Raw genomic sequence first — 13445 nt, 5'->3', positions numbered from 1 at the left:
GGCGTGAGTCCTTGCCCGTCAGTCCTTGACGGCGCCGGCCGTGACGCCCGCCGCCACGTAGCGTTGCGCCACGACGAGCAGGACCGTCGCGGGCACCGACGCGACGACGGCGGTCGCCATGATGGCGTTCCACTGCGTCGTGTTGTTGCCGATGTAGTTGTAGATGCCGAGCGTGATCGGGATGAGCTCGCCGTTGCGGTTCAGGGTCGACGCGAAGATGAAGTCCGACCACGCCCACAGGAAGGCGAAGAGCGAGACCGTCAGCGTCGAGTTGCGGCTCACGGGCAGCACGATCGAGCGGAACGTGCGCCAGGCGCCCGCGCCGTCCACCCGGGCCGCCTGCAGCAGCTCGCGCGGGATGCCCGACATGAACGCCGTGTACAGCAGCACGCCGAACGGCACGGCGACCGTCGAGTCGGCGATGATCAGCCCGCCGACGGTGTTGAGCAGGCCCAGGCTGTTGTAGACCGCGTAGAACCCCATGGCCATGACCACCGCCGGGATCATCTGCGCGACCAGCAGCAGGAAGTTCAGCGTGCGCCCGCCGCGCAGGTTGAGCAGCGCGAGCGCGTACCCCGCCGGTGCGGCGATCACGACGGTGAGTGCCACGCAGCCGAGCCCGACCAGCAGGCTCGTCCCGAGAGCCGGGAGCTGCTGCTGGAACACGGCCGTGTACCCCTCGAACGTGGGGTGCAGAGGGAACCAGTGCGGCGGGTCGGACCGCAGGTCGCTGGTCTGCGTGAGGGAGACGTTCACCATCCAGTAGACGGGGAACAGCATGAACGCGGTGAGGACAAGGCCGAGGGCGGTCTTCCACCACGGCTTCTGCACGAGACGACGGCCGGTCATGAGTCCTCCTGACGGCGCTGGAGCTGCAGGTGCAGGAATCCGAAGACGAGGGCGATGAGGATGAGCAGGTTGCCGACCGCGGCGGCGGGCGAGAAGTCCGGCTGGCCGGTCCCGAACGCCTCCCGGTAGGACCAGATGGCGAGCGTCGTCGACGCGTCACCGGGCCCGCCGGTGGTCATGATCCAGATGACGTCGACGACCTTCAGCGTGTAGATCAGCCCGAGCAGGAGCGTGATGGCGGACACCGGGCGCAGCAGCGGGAACGTGATGCTCCAGAACTGCTTCCACGGCCCGGCGCCGTCGAGCGACGCCGCCTCGTACACCTCTCCCGGGATGTTCTGCAGCCCGGAGTACAGGATCACGAGGTTGAACGGGATGCCCAGCCAGATGTTCGCGATCGTCACCGACAGGAGGGCGGTGTCCGGGGAGGTGAGCCAGTTGATCTGCTCCCCGCCGAACGCCGCGAGCACCGAGTTCACGATGCCGTTGTCGCTGTTCAGCATCCACGCCCAGGTCGACGCCGACACGATGAGCGGCAGCAGCCACGGCACGAGGAACATCGCCCGCAGCAGGCCGGACAGCCGGAACCCGGAGCGGAAGAACACCGCGAGAGCCAGGCCGATCGCGTACTGGAACACGATGGAGACGACGGTGAAGACCGCGGTGTTCCACAGCGCCGTCGGGAACGTCGACGAGCTGAACACCTCGGCGTACTTCTCGAACCCGACGAACTCGGCGTTGCCCTGCACGAACGCGCGGATCGTGTAGTCGTGCACGCTGAGGTCGATGTTGCGCCACAGCGGGTAGACGTAGAAGAGGATCAGGTACACGAGCAGCGGCGCGGCAAAGCCGACGGCGGTCCACTGGGAGACCGCGGGGCCACGCCGGCGGCGCGGTCTCGGCGGCTGCCGGTCCACGCCGGAAGGCGCGCCCGCCGTGGCCAAGGCCTCGGTGGTGGTCATCAGAGCGTCCTTAAGTCTTTCAAGCTGAGTGCTGGGTATTTGCGGTTCGAGAGGTGTTCACGGCGCAAATACCCAGCACTCAACGACGGCGGGTGGGTTAGCTGGTGGCCGTTTCTGCTTCCGTCTGGGCCGTGGTGAGAGCCTCTTCCGGCGTGGCCGCGCCCGAGAGGGCGTTCTGGACTGCCGTCCACAGGGCCTCGGAGATCACCGGGTAGTCGGCTCCGAGGTCGTCGCTCGTGCGGCCCTTGGCGTTGCGCACGGCCTCGACCCAGGGCTCGAGCTCCGGCTTCTCCTCGACGAGCGCGGCCTGGCCGTCCGCCGTCGGCGGCACGTAGTAGGCGAACGTGTTCGCCGTCTCGACGAAGCCCTCCGGCGTCGTCATGCACTCGACGATCTGCCGGGTGACGTCGTAGCGCTCGGTGACCTCCTGGACGGGCGCCATGATGAACTCGCCGCCCGTCGGTGCCGGCGCGACGCCGCCGTCGCGACCGGGCAGCTGGACGGTGCCGGCCTCGAAGTCGGCCCCGGCGGCGCTGTCGACCTGCCAGGTGCCGTTCACGGCGAAGCCGAAGTCCCCGGTGAGGAACTCCTCCCAGACCGTGTTCTGCGAGTTGTTGATCACCGAGTTGGGCGCGTAGCCCTCCTCCAGCCAGCCCGTCCACAGCTCGAGCGCGGCGACGGCCTCCGGCGAGTCGAGGTCACGCAGGTCGGCGCCCGCGCCCCAGAACCACGGCAGGAACTGGAACGAGCCCTCCTCGGTGCCGATACCGGCGAAGGTGATGCCCTTGTCGCCGTTGTCCGTGACCGTCTTCAGGGCGGCGGTGAGCGACTCCCAGTCGGTGATCGAGGCCGGGTCCACGCCCGCGGCCTCCAGGACCTCCGCGTTGTAGTAGAGCGACAGCGTGTTGGCGCCGATCGGGATGCCGTACGTCTCCCCGTCGACGACGCCCGCCGCCAGCAGGTTCTCGTCGATCGCCGAGGTGTCCAGGCCGAACTCCTCGACGGTGGTGAGCATGCCGGTGTCCGCGAGCGTGGACACCGCCGGGTTGTCGAGCAGGATGACGTCGGGGGACGTGCCCTCCTGCGCCGCGAGCAGCGCCTGGTTGGTCAGCGCCGTCGTGTCGTACGCGGTGCGCTCGATGGTGACGCCGGCCTCCTCGCCGCAGGCCTGGACGCGGCCCGTCCAGTCCGACGAGTCGTCGTGCTGGGGGTAGGGGTCCCACCAGGTGTAGGTGGCGTCGCCGCCGCCCGCGGTCTCGCCGCCCGCGGCGGCACCGCCGGATGAGCAGGCGCTGAGCACGCCGACCAGGGTGAGCGCGCCGACCGCTGCGAGGGTGGTGGGCTTGCGCCGGGTGTGGTACATGGTTCCTCCTTGAACGGGTCCGGTCGACGACGCCGTCGTCCGGCTGGGGGGTGCTTGCTTGCTGGGGGGGGTAGCTGGGGGTAGCTGAGGGCTGGCCCGTGGTGCGGAGCGGTCAGGCCGGCCGCGGCACGCCGGTGCTGCCGCGGTCGACCAGCTCCGGCGTCACGAACCGCACGACGTGCGGCTCGTCGGCCGCCACGTCGCCCTCGATGCGACGCACGAGCTGGCGCACGGCCATGCGGCCGAGCCGGTCGGGTGCGCTCTCGATCGAGGAGTAGGGCAGCGAGAAGGTACGGGCGAACTCGTCCGAGTACCGGCCCACGACCGACAGGTCGCTGGGCGCGGTCAGCCCGCGCTGGTGCAGGACGGTCGGCAGGGCTGCCGCCGCCGCCTCGTTGTTGATCAGCAGCCCGGTGACATCGGGGTACGTGTCGAGCAGGGCGCTCAGGTCCTGGCCGACGTCGGGCTGGTGCGACGACGCGGACACGGTGTGCAGCGTGATGCCGCGCGCCCTGGCCGCTTCGAGGGCCGCGTTCTGCAGGCGCCACACGTAGGCGCCACCCCGCTCGATCACGTGCTCCGGCTGCGACACCAGGGCCATCTCGCGGTGCCCGAGGCGGTGCAGGTGGTCCACCATGAGGCGGCCCGCCTCCTCGAAGTCGAGGTCGAAGACGTCGACGCCGGTGCAGTCGGCGGGCAGCCCGACCAGCGCGCCCGGCTGGGCCGCGGAACGCAGGATCGGCAGGCGCTCGTCGCGCTCGGCGACGTTGAGCAGCACGACCCCGTCGACCATCCGTGAGTCGGTGATGCGGCGCAGGGCGCGCGTGCCGTCGGCGTCGGACACCAGGAGGATGTCGTAGCCGAGCTCGCGTGCCGTGTTCGAGACACCCAGCATGTACTGGAGCATCGCCGGGGCGAACTCGTCCTCGAGGAACTGGGCGAGCAGCCCGATCACCATCGTCTGCGAGGTGGCCAGCGCCCGCGCCCCGGCGTTCGGCGTGTAGCCGAGCTGCCGGACGGCGTCCTCGACACGGCGGCGCACGTCCGCCGAAATCGCTCGCTTGCCCGACAGCGCGTACGACGCCGTGCTGCGCGACACCCCTGCCGCCTGGGCGACATCCCCGATGGTGGCCACTTCGCCTCCTTGCGTTGCTGCTCGTGTGTGCGTCATTGCTCGTGCCGGCTCGCTTCTGTTGCGAACCGGTTCGACTCTAACCACACCCTTCCCGGGTCCGCAAGATCGAACTTTTTGGACTCTTGCGGCGCACGGCGTTCGAAACTAACGTCTTGGCAGGCGGGAACGTCGAACCGGTTCGCAGCTTCCGTCGCAGAAGTCACCCGCAGTCCCGACCCACGACCGACCCGCAGTCTCAATGAGGAGATGCCATGAAGCTCGCCCTGAAACGTGTGCTGCCCCGCCGCGCCCCCGCGCAACGGGCCCTGTCCCGCCTCAGCGTTCTCGCCCTGATCGTGGGCGCCTCGCTGGTCTCCCCCGCCGGCCCGGCGCAGGCCGCGGGCAACACCCTCACGGTCGACGTCGGCTCCGTGGTCCGGCCGGTGACCCACGTCGGGTCGGGCGGCCTGTACGGCGTCGGGTCGAACACGAAGCCCACCACCGACCAGCTCCTGCCCCTGAGCCCTCACGGGTTCACCCAGCCCCCGCCGGGCACCACCCACCTCGGCAACGGCGCCACCGAGCCGTGCTGCGACGCCCTCGGCGTCGCGGACAACATCACGCGCGCCGGAGCGCAGCAGCTCATCCGCATGCCGGACATCTACCCGACGTTCCCCTACCGGTGGCAGGGCTGGGCCGACTGGGAGCAGAAGGTCCGCACGATGGTCCAGGACCGCCTCGCGGCCACGTCGACGACGAACATCCGCGGCTGGGAGCTGTGGAACGAGCCCGACTGGACCTGGGACACCGCCGCCGCCGGGTCGTTCAACGCCGGCTGGACCCGCACGCACCGCCTGATCCGGTCGCTCGACCCCGTGACGCCGATCGTCGGCCCCAGCGACTCGTACTACAGCCACGACCGGATGGTGTCGTTCCTGCGGAACGCGCGCGACACGAACACCCTGCCCGACGTCATCGTCTGGCACGAGCTCACCGACATGGACTGGGACAACTTCGACGACCACGTCGCCGACTACCGGGCCATCGAGCGCTCGCTCGGCATCAGCCCGCGCGAGATCGCCATCAACGAGTACAACTCACTGAGCCAGATGGACATCCCGAGCGTCGCCGTGCACTGGATCTCGGTGCTGGAGCGGCACGGTGCCCGCGAGGCGCACCGCGCGTACTGGTACGAGGCCGGCACGTTCGACGGCCTGTTCACGCTCCAGGGCCAGCCCACCGCCTCGTACTGGGCCTACCGCTGGTACGGCACACAAGCGGGCAACGTCGTGCGGACCACGCCGCAGAGCTGGCTCGACGGCGTCGCGGCGTACGACTCGAGCCGCAAGATCGTCAACGTGGTGCTCGGCGGGGACAGCGGCAACAACAGCGTGCGGGTCAACGGCCTGGGCTCGTTCGGCTCGTCCGTCCGGGTGACCGTGAACGCGGTCCCCGGCAGCGGGCGGCACACCCACGTGGCGGCACCGACCGTGCTGTCGACGTCGACCATGCCGGTCTCGAACGGCACGGTCACCGTCCCGGTCAACGGGATGACGGCGGAGGGCGCCTACCAGGTGGTCGTCACCCCGGCCGGCGGCCCGACGTCGGCCTGGCAGCAGGTCTACGAGGCGGAGAACGCGAACGTCGTGAACGCCCAGACCCGGGCGTCGTCCGGCGCGTCGAACGGTTCCTACGTCGGCGGCATCGACGGCACCGCCGACATGCGCTCGCAGAGCTTCGTGGACTTCACGGTCAACGTCCCGACGGCCCGCACCTACACGATGGCGGTGCGGTACGCGAACGGCACCGGGGCGACGTCGACCCACGGGCTGGCCTACAACGGCGGCGCCTTCTCCACCGTGTCCTACCCACCGACGGCGGGCTGGGGCCAGTTCGGGACGACCACCGTGACGGTCTCGCTGCGCGCCGGCTACAACATGATCCGGCTGGCGAAGGGCTCCCCCAACTTCCCGGGGGGCACGGGCTACGCGGAGCTGGACAGCATCACGCTGTCCTGACCGAGAGCTCCCGCCTCCGCGCGGTCACCCGGCGATCCGGTCCGGCCGGCCCAGTGATGGGCCCAGAAACTCGTCGTTCCTGGGCCCCATCACTGGGCCGGCGGCACGCTCAACCGTGGTCCGTGTCGTGGTCCGTGTCGTGGTCCGTACCCGCCAGGTCGTCGAGGAAGCGCGTGACGATCTCACGCTCCTCGGCGGAGAGCCGCGCCGCGGCGTCGAACCGGCGGGCGTGGCTGCGCCCGACGGACTCGCGCGCGGCACGGCGCGTCTCCTCGGTGACCTCGATCGCGAGGCTGCGCCGGTCGGAGGGGTGCGGGAACCGACGCACGTGGTTACCCGCCGCCAGCCGGTCGATCAGCTTCGTGGTCGACGCCGTCGTGATGCCCAGGTGCTCGGCGATCGCGCCCGGCGTCACCACGCGGCCGTGGTTCTGCATGGCGATGACGAAGCGCAGCGCGCGCATGTCGGTGTCGCCGAGCTTCATGTAGCGCCGCGAGGCCTCGCTCATCCGCCGCTCTGTCTCGCGCCAGCGGCGCAGCGCCTCCAGGACGCCCACGACCTGGTCGACGTCGGCGTCGTCCATGCCCGCGCGCCGCACGATCTCCTGGTGCGGATCCATCACGCGCGGATCCATCATCGACGGCTCGGCGTCCGGGCGGGTATCGGGATCCACGATGGGATGCTACCCCTTCGACTTATTGCTTCATTTGCTTGAATGTAGCCTGGCTAGCTAAATTGGCACCCACACGGCCGGAAACCGATCCGGCCGACATCGAAGGAGGTGCGGGCGCATGCGGCTCTGGTCGTTGGATCCGGCCATGCTCGACCGGCAGGGTCTCGTCGCGTGCTGGCGCGAGGCGCTGCTCGCGCAGGCCGTGCTGCTGGGTCGCACCAAGGGGTACACGCAGCACCCGCAGCTCGAACGCTTCCGGGAGCACCCGCAGCCCGCCGTCGCCATCTCTGCCTACCTCCACGGCCTCCGGGACGAGGCGACCCGGCGCGGTTACACGTTCGACCCCCAGCGGATCTCGCAGCCTCTCGACGAGCACACCCGGAGCGCCGCCCGGATCGTCGTGACCGCCGGACAGCTCGATCTCGAGTGGCAGCACCTCCTGCACAAGCTCGCCGTCCGCTCCCCTGCCCACCGCGCCCACGTCGTCTCGGCCGAGCCGCCGTCCCCGCACCCGCTGTTCGTGGTCGTCCCCGGCCCCGCGGCGAGCTGGGAGCGCGCCTCGTGACCGCCGGTTCGCGCGTGCCGCGCTGGCTCCGGGTCACGTTGCCGGCCGTGCTCATCCTGGTCTGGCTCGTCGGTGCGGCGATCGGCGGCCCGTACTTCGGCCGCGTCGACGAGGTCTCCTCCAACGACCGCACGGCCTACCTGCCCGCCACCGCCGAGGCGACCGAGGTCCAGGAACGGCTCTCCGGCTTCACCGAGGGTGACGCGGTACCCGCGATCGTCGTCTTCGTCGCCGCGGAAGGCTCGGGCGACAACGACGGCGAGCTCACCGACGACGACCTCGCCACGATCGGCGAGACGCTGACGGCGGTCGGCGAGCTGGACGTGGTCGACGGCGAGGTGTCGCCGCCGATCCCCGCCGAGGACGGCGCCGCGGCGCAGGCCTTCGTGCCGCTGTCCGGCTCCGCCGACCTGGGGGAAGCCACCACGGAGCTGCGGGACACGCTCCGTGCCGGCCTGCCGGACGGCGTCGACCTGTACGTCACGGGACCCGCCGGTTTCTCCAGCGACCTGGTGACCGCGTTCGCCGGGATCGACGGGCTGCTGCTCGGTGTCGCCCTGGCGGCGGTGCTGGTCATCCTCGTGGTCGTCTACCGTTCGCTGCTGCTCCCGCTGGCCGTGCTCGCGACGAGCATGTTCGCGCTGTGCCTCGCGCTGCTGACGGTCTGGCACCTGGCCCGGTCCGGCGTGCTGCTCCTCAGCGGGCAGACCCAGGGCATCCTGTTCATCCTTGTCATCGGGGCGGCGACCGACTACGCACTCCTGTACGTCGCCCGCTTCCGTGAGGAGCTGGTCCGCACGCCCGACCGGTGGACCGCGACGTGGCGGGCGCTGCGCGGGTCGTTCGAGCCGATCCTCGCGTCGGGCGGCACGGTCATCGCCGGCCTGCTCTGCCTGCTGCTCAGCGAGCTGCGCTCCAACAGCACGCTGGGGCCGGTCGCCGCCGTCGGCATCGTCTTCGCGATGCTCGCCGCGCTCACCCTGCTCCCGGCTCTGCTGCTGATGCTCGGCCGCGCGGCCTTCTGGCCCCGGCGTCCCGCCTACGACCCGGCCGCCGGCCAGGCGGGAACCGCGGGCGGCGCGGAGCGTGGCCTGTGGGGGCGGGTCTCGCGCGCCGTCCGGACGCGACCACGCACCATCTGGGTCACGACCGCGGCGCTCCTCGCACTGGGCTGCGTGGGCGTCACGCAGCTCCAGGCCTCCGGCGTGCCGCAGTCGGAGCTGGTCCTCGGCGCGTCCGAGGCACGGACCGGGCAGGAGCGGCTCGCCGAGCACTTCCCCGCGGGCTCCGGGAGCCCGGTCTACGTCGTCACGCCCGAGGACGAGCTGCAGCAGGCGGCCGACGTCCTGCTCCAGGAGGACGGCATAGCCCAGGTCGCCATCTCTGCGGACACCCCGAGCGGAACGGCCCCGGTGACCGCCGACGGCATCCAGGCCGGCCCGCCGGGCGGGCCGGGCGCGCAGGACGGGCCGCCGGCCGAGGCAGCCGGCGAAGCTGCCGCACCGCCCGTGCCCGAGCCGGTGGTCTCCGACGGTGCGGTGCTCCTCCAGGGCACGCTGGACGACGCCGCGGACTCCGCCGCCGCCGAACAGACGGTGCGCGACCTGCGCACCGCCTACGCCGACACGGTTCCCGAGGCGCTCGTGGGCGGCGAGTCCGCCACCGACCTGGACACCAACGACGCATCGATCCGCGACCGGACCCTGATCGTCCCGATCGTGCTCGTCGTGATCCTGCTGATCCTCATGCTGCTGCTGCGCGCCGTGCTCGCGCCCGTGCTGCTCGTCCTCACCACCGTGCTGTCCTTCGGGACCGCCATGGGCGTGGCCGCCCTGGTGTTCAACAACCTGCTGGGTTTCCCGGGGGCCGACCCGGCGGTGCCGCTGTTCGGGTTCGTCTTCCTCGTCGCGCTCGGGATCGACTACAACATCTTCCTCATGACCCGGGTCCGGGAGGAGTCGCTCGCGCACGGCACGCGGGAAGGCGTGCTGCGCGGGCTGCGGCTGACCGGCGGCATCATCACCTCGGCAGGCCTGGTGCTCGCCGCGACGTTCACGGCGCTGGCGGTCATCCCTGTGCTGTTCCTCGCGCAGCTCGCCTTCATCGTCGCGTTCGGTGTCCTGCTCGACACCTTCGCGGTGCGGTCCTTCCTCGTCCCGGCCCTGAGCTACGACATCGGCCGGGCGGTCTGGTGGCCCTCCCGGCTGGCCCGCGGTCCGCGGTAGCCGGCTCACGGCTCGTCGTCGGACGGGGTGAGCCCGGCGAGCACCCGGGCCAGCCCGTCGCGGAACCAGGCGTCGACGTCCGCGTCGAACGTGTCCGGGAGGCTGCCGCCGCTCGCGGCGTCGAGCCATGGATGATGCCAGCGGGCGCCGGTGCGGTCGAGCCGCCTCGCTTCCTCGGCCCACCAGGCCCGGTAGGCCGTCCCGGACCGTCCCGCCTGCTCGTGCTCCGCGAGGAGCATGACGGCCATGCCCTGGACGTACCCGCTCAGCGCGATGTACCGCGCGAGGGCCGTCGGCGGGTCGAGCCCGAGCTGCCCGAACGCCTCGGTGCTCGCCCGCGCGGCGTCGAGCACGGCCGGGACGAGCGGCGGCCGGCTGCTGGCGAGCACGGACACGAGCCACGGGTGCTCCCGGTAGGTCGCCCACTCCTCCGCGGCGAGCCGCGCGAGAGTCTCGACCGGGCCGTCCGACGCCGGCACGGTGCCGCGACGGCGCGCCAGGAGCTGCTGGACCAGCGTTGCCACGAGGCGGTCGCGGCTGCCGAACGCCCGGCGTGCCTCCGGCAGCGCGATACCCGCGTGCTGGGCGACGGTACGGAGCGTCACCGTGTCGAGCCCGTGGGCGTCGGCCAGGCCGACTGCTGCGTGGACCAGGTCCGCGCGAGCGTCGCCGGAGCCGGAGCCGGGCTCGCCGCCCCGGCCGACAGACGGCTGCGCCGCCGACGCCGCGAGGCGGCCGCCGTCCCGACGACGCCGGTACGCCCGCGACTGGCAGGACCGGGAGCAGTAGCGTCGCGGTCGCCCAGTGCCCGAGGCCGGGCCGAGACCTCGCCCGCACTCCACGCAGGTCATACCTCGCCCTTTCGTCGCACAGCTCGTGAGACGAAACTACTTCGCCGGTGGCCCGAGGTGCACGAGGCTGGAGCTATGTCGATGCCTCACCTGATCGTCCGACCATCCGTGCCGTCGGAGTTCACCTCGGTGCTCCCCGTGTGCGTCGAGGCCTTCGCCGACGAGGCGGTGTCCGCCTGGGTCGAGCCCGAGCCGGGACGCCGGAAGGAACACACCCGGGAGCTCTTCGAGCCCGCGCTGCGGGCCGCCGTCGACGCCGGGCAGCTGCTCGTCGCGTTCCTTCCCGGCGGGGACCCTGTCGCCGCATCGGTCTGGGTCGACCTCGACGGCGCACCGCCGGAGCCAGAGCTTCCCGACGACGGCCGGTCGGCCAGCCGGCGACTCGCCGCCGTCCTCGCGGCCACGGACGCCCGGCACCCCGACGTGTCCCACGTGTACCTGTCGGCCATGGCCGCGCTCCCCCACCGGCGAGGGCTGGGGGCCGGGACCGCCCTGCTGCGGCACGGTCTCGAGCGTGCGCAGGGCCTGGGCCTGCCGGTCTACCTGGAGGCCTCGACGCCGCAGAACCGGAAGCTCTACGCGCGGCACGGGTTCCAGGACCACGGCGAGCCCATCCCGCTGCCCGAGGGAGGGCCGCTCCTCCAGCCCATGTGGCGCGGAGTCGACGGACCCTGACGGACCGGCCTCAGCCCGCAGCCGGCCCGAACCGCTCGGTCCGGACGCGGGCCGGATCGTGTCCCTGGGCCACGACCATGCGCGAGACTGCCTCGACGAATCCCGTGGGACCGCAGATGTACACCCGGGGTTCCAGCTCGGCCGGCCAGCCCCAGGACGCCACCTCGGAGTCGGTGAGGCGTCGTGGGCCACGCAGAGCGGTGAGCGAGACCGCCCTGGTGAAGATCGTGCTGGCCTCGAAGCCGTCGCCACGGGCGGCGAGCCGCTCCAGCTCGTCCGGGTACAGCCGGTCCTCCGGCGTACGCACCGAGTAGATCAGCCGGAACGGCGTACGGTCACCGGACTCCCGGCGTGCTCGGGCCATGGCCATCACCGGCACCAGACCCGACCCGCCGGCCACGAGCAGCACGGGAGTGCCGGCGTCACGCACCGGGTCCCAGACGAACCAGCCACCGATGGGGCCACGCACCTCGATCGCCGAGCCGAGCGGGAACTGGTCGACGAGGTACGGGGACACCTCACCGTCGCGCACGCGCTGGACCGTGACCTCGACCCGACCGGTCCCGGGCGCCGCCGGACCGCTCGCGAGGGAGTACGACCGCTCGGCCGTGTAGCCGTCGGGTGCGGTGAGGCGCAGGTCGAGGTGCTGACCCGCCAGGTGGCCCGGCCAGCCCGGGACATCGAGCACGAGGGTCACCGCGGACGCGCTCTCCGCCCGCCGCCCCACCAGCGTGGCGACCTGCCAGCCGGAGGGGACGGCGTACCGGTCGCCGAGCCGCGCCCCCCGAGGCTCAGCCTCCGCGGACCGGGCCTCAGTCACCCTGGTACCTCTGCTCACGCCACGGGTCGCCCAGGTCGTGGTAGCCGAGCTTCTCCCAGAAACCCGGCCGGTCCGTCGGCATGAGGGTGAGCGAGCGTACCCACTTGGCCGACTTCCAGAAGTACAGGTGCGGCACCAGCAGCCGGGCCGGGCCGCCGTGCTCGGGGTGCAGCGGCGCCCCGTCGAAGGTGTGCGCGATCCATGCCTTGCCGCCCAGGAGGTCCGCCACCGGGAGGTTGGTGGTGTACCCGCCGTAGGAGCCCACCATCGCGAACTCCGCCGTGGACTCCACCTCGGCGAGCAGCACGTCGAGGGAGACGCCGCGCCAGCGGGTGCCGAACTTGGACCAGCGGGTGACGCAGTGGATGTCCACGGTCGGGGTGTCCTGGGGCAGCGCCATCAGCTCCGCCCAGGTCCAGGACTTCGTGGCGCCCACCTCGTTGGTGACGGCGAAGCTCCAGGTCGCGGTGCTGACGTTGGGCGTGGGACCCGCCGAGAGGACGGGAAATCCCTCCTCCGCGTACTGCCCCGGAGGGAGAGTCACGCCCTCCGGGCGGGCCCGGCCCCGAAAACCGGGGGTGAGGGCGGCGCCGGGGTCGTGGTCGAGCCCGGCAGGATCGGAGCCGCCTGGTACGGGCGGGGTCGCGCTGGTCATGCCTCAAGGTAGCCGGTATCGAGCAGTCGTTCTCCCCCGCCTACGACTACGACGGCGACGGCTGCTACGCCACGCCCGCCATCGGCCCGGACGGCACGATCACACCCGGGCTGAACATCGGCGGCGCCGTCAACGGGAACTGCCGCGACCAGTCCGACCTGGACAACTCGCAGACGTACTCGCGCGAGAAGTGCAACAACGGCTGGTGCGCCGTGATGTACGCGAGCTACTTCGAGAAGGACCAGACCATGAACGGGCCGATCGCGATCGGCAGCCACAAGCACGACTGGGAGCACGTGGTCGTGTGGGTCGACCAGGGCTCGAACCAGGTCGAGCACGTCTCGATCACCGAGCACAGCGGGTCGGCCACCTACCCCCGGTCGGAGGTCCTGTTCGAGGGCTCGCACCCCAAGATCGTCTTCCACAAGGACGGGCCGAGCACGCACCTGTTCCGGCTCGCGAACGGCAACGACGACCCGCCGGAGAACCACTACGGCGACTGGCGCTACCCGCCGATCGTGGGCTGGGACGGCTGGCCCAGCACGTCGCTGCGCGACCGTCTCATGACCGCCGACTTCGGCGGGGCGACCATCAAGATCGACGACGGCGACTTCGCGTCGTGGCTGGAGCGGATGAAGCCGGCCGGGATCCCGTTCGACCCGGCCGCATAACACC

Annotated in this window: 13 protein-coding genes; 5 read left to right on the top strand and 8 right to left on the bottom strand. The window is 71.6% G+C overall.

Going from position 1 to position 13445, the window contains the following annotated elements; all coding sequences use genetic code 11:
* Positions 1-18: 18 nt before the first annotated feature.
* The 4 genes from LUM46_RS21015 to LUM46_RS21000 all read right to left on the bottom strand — a co-directional run bounded on the left by LUM46_RS21015 (position 19) and on the right by LUM46_RS21000 (position 4309).
* Positions 19-849 carry a carbohydrate ABC transporter permease gene (locus tag LUM46_RS21015; RefSeq protein WP_274996657.1) on the bottom strand — a complete coding sequence of 277 codons (831 nt, stop codon included), beginning with the start codon at positions 847-849 and terminating at the stop codon, positions 19-21.
* Complete coding sequence (locus tag LUM46_RS21010; protein ID WP_274996656.1) at positions 846-1811, bottom strand: carbohydrate ABC transporter permease; 966 nt, start codon at positions 1809-1811, stop codon at positions 846-848. The genes LUM46_RS21015 and LUM46_RS21010 overlap by 4 nt, the downstream gene beginning before the upstream one ends.
* Before the next feature lie 97 nt (positions 1812-1908).
* Positions 1909-3174 carry a sugar ABC transporter substrate-binding protein gene (locus tag LUM46_RS21005; RefSeq protein ID WP_274996655.1) on the bottom strand — a complete coding sequence of 422 codons (1266 nt, stop codon included), beginning with the start codon at positions 3172-3174 and terminating at the stop codon, positions 1909-1911.
* A 112-nt stretch (positions 3175-3286) separates the two neighbouring features.
* Entirely contained in the window at positions 3287-4309 is a 1023-nt protein-coding gene (locus LUM46_RS21000; RefSeq protein ID WP_274996653.1) for a LacI family DNA-binding transcriptional regulator, read from the bottom strand.
* 251 nt (positions 4310-4560) lie between these two features.
* Here LUM46_RS21000 and LUM46_RS20995 point away from each other — a divergent pair, with 251 nt between their 5' ends.
* Positions 4561-6306, top strand: a complete 1746-nt coding sequence (locus tag LUM46_RS20995; protein ID WP_274996651.1) for a carbohydrate-binding protein — start codon at positions 4561-4563, stop codon at positions 6304-6306.
* 109 nt (positions 6307-6415) lie between these two features.
* On the opposite strand, the gene LUM46_RS20990 is transcribed toward LUM46_RS20995, so the two are convergent.
* Positions 6416-6979, bottom strand: coding sequence for a MarR family winged helix-turn-helix transcriptional regulator (locus LUM46_RS20990; RefSeq protein WP_274996650.1), 564 nt, complete (start codon positions 6977-6979; stop codon positions 6416-6418).
* A 118-nt stretch (positions 6980-7097) separates the two neighbouring features.
* On the opposite strand from LUM46_RS20990, the gene LUM46_RS20985 reads away from it, so the two are divergent.
* Together LUM46_RS20985 and LUM46_RS20980 are read left to right on the top strand one after the other, a co-directional pair.
* Positions 7098-7544: a pyrimidine dimer DNA glycosylase/endonuclease V gene (locus LUM46_RS20985; RefSeq protein WP_274996649.1), complete on the top strand. Its 447-nt coding sequence runs from the start codon at positions 7098-7100 to the stop codon at positions 7542-7544.
* The gene (locus LUM46_RS20980) at positions 7541-9769 is read left to right on the top strand and encodes an MMPL family transporter (RefSeq protein ID WP_310243148.1); all 2229 of its coding nucleotides are present in this window, start codon (positions 7541-7543) and stop codon (positions 9767-9769) included. The genes LUM46_RS20985 and LUM46_RS20980 overlap by 4 nt, the downstream gene beginning before the upstream one ends.
* Positions 9770-9774: 5 nt before the next feature.
* Here the strand turns inward: LUM46_RS20980 and LUM46_RS20975 are convergent, their stop codons facing one another.
* Positions 9775-10620 (bottom strand): TetR/AcrR family transcriptional regulator, encoded by an 846-nt coding sequence (locus tag LUM46_RS20975; protein ID WP_274996647.1) that lies wholly within the window; start codon positions 10618-10620, stop codon positions 9775-9777.
* A 75-nt stretch (positions 10621-10695) separates the two neighbouring features.
* On the opposite strand from LUM46_RS20975, the gene LUM46_RS20970 reads away from it, so the two are divergent.
* On the top strand, positions 10696-11295 hold the full coding sequence (locus LUM46_RS20970; protein WP_274996646.1) for a GNAT family N-acetyltransferase: 600 nt from the start codon (positions 10696-10698) through the stop codon (positions 11293-11295).
* 10 nt (positions 11296-11305) lie between these two features.
* Here LUM46_RS20970 and LUM46_RS20965 read toward each other — a convergent pair whose 3' ends face one another.
* Entirely contained in the window at positions 11306-12115 is an 810-nt protein-coding gene (locus LUM46_RS20965; protein ID WP_310243145.1) for a ferredoxin reductase, read from the bottom strand.
* Positions 12108-12770: a sulfite oxidase-like oxidoreductase gene (locus tag LUM46_RS20960; RefSeq protein ID WP_274996645.1), complete on the bottom strand. Its 663-nt coding sequence runs from the start codon at positions 12768-12770 to the stop codon at positions 12108-12110. The genes LUM46_RS20965 and LUM46_RS20960 overlap by 8 nt, the downstream gene beginning before the upstream one ends.
* On the opposite strand from LUM46_RS20960, the gene LUM46_RS20955 reads away from it, so the two are divergent.
* Positions 12743-13441: an NPP1 family protein gene (locus tag LUM46_RS20955; RefSeq protein WP_310243178.1), complete on the top strand. Its 699-nt coding sequence runs from the start codon at positions 12743-12745 to the stop codon at positions 13439-13441. The two genes, LUM46_RS20960 and LUM46_RS20955, sit on opposite strands and share 28 nt — an antisense overlap.
* Positions 13442-13445: the final 4 nt, after the last annotated feature.

This window comes from Promicromonospora iranensis, assembly GCF_028994805.1.
Taxonomy (GTDB): Bacteria; Actinomycetota; Actinomycetes; order Actinomycetales; family Cellulomonadaceae; genus Promicromonospora; species Promicromonospora iranensis.
The sequence above is the reverse complement of the archived record's forward strand: the minus strand, read 5'-3'. Positions and strand labels throughout refer to the sequence as shown.

What these genes read in the sequence shown, in the direction of transcription:
- LUM46_RS20985 (WP_274996649.1), top strand. Translation starts at nt 7,098, where the DNA reads ATGCGGCTCTGGTCGTTGGATCCGGCCATGCTCGACCGGCAGGGTCTC.
- LUM46_RS21015 (WP_274996657.1), bottom strand. Translation starts at nt 849, where the DNA reads ATGACCGGCCGTCGTCTCGTGCAGAAGCCGTGGTGGAAGACCGCCCTC.
- LUM46_RS20995 (WP_274996651.1), top strand. Translation starts at nt 4,561, where the DNA reads ATGAAGCTCGCCCTGAAACGTGTGCTGCCCCGCCGCGCCCCCGCGCAA.
- LUM46_RS20960 (WP_274996645.1), bottom strand. Translation starts at nt 12,770, where the DNA reads ATGACCAGCGCGACCCCGCCCGTACCAGGCGGCTCCGATCCTGCCGGG.
- LUM46_RS21010 (WP_274996656.1), bottom strand. Translation starts at nt 1,811, where the DNA reads ATGACCACCACCGAGGCCTTGGCCACGGCGGGCGCGCCTTCCGGCGTG.
- LUM46_RS20970 (WP_274996646.1), top strand. Translation starts at nt 10,696, where the DNA reads ATGTCGATGCCTCACCTGATCGTCCGACCATCCGTGCCGTCGGAGTTC.
- LUM46_RS21005 (WP_274996655.1), bottom strand. Translation starts at nt 3,174, where the DNA reads ATGTACCACACCCGGCGCAAGCCCACCACCCTCGCAGCGGTCGGCGCG.
- LUM46_RS20975 (WP_274996647.1), bottom strand. Translation starts at nt 10,620, where the DNA reads ATGACCTGCGTGGAGTGCGGGCGAGGTCTCGGCCCGGCCTCGGGCACT.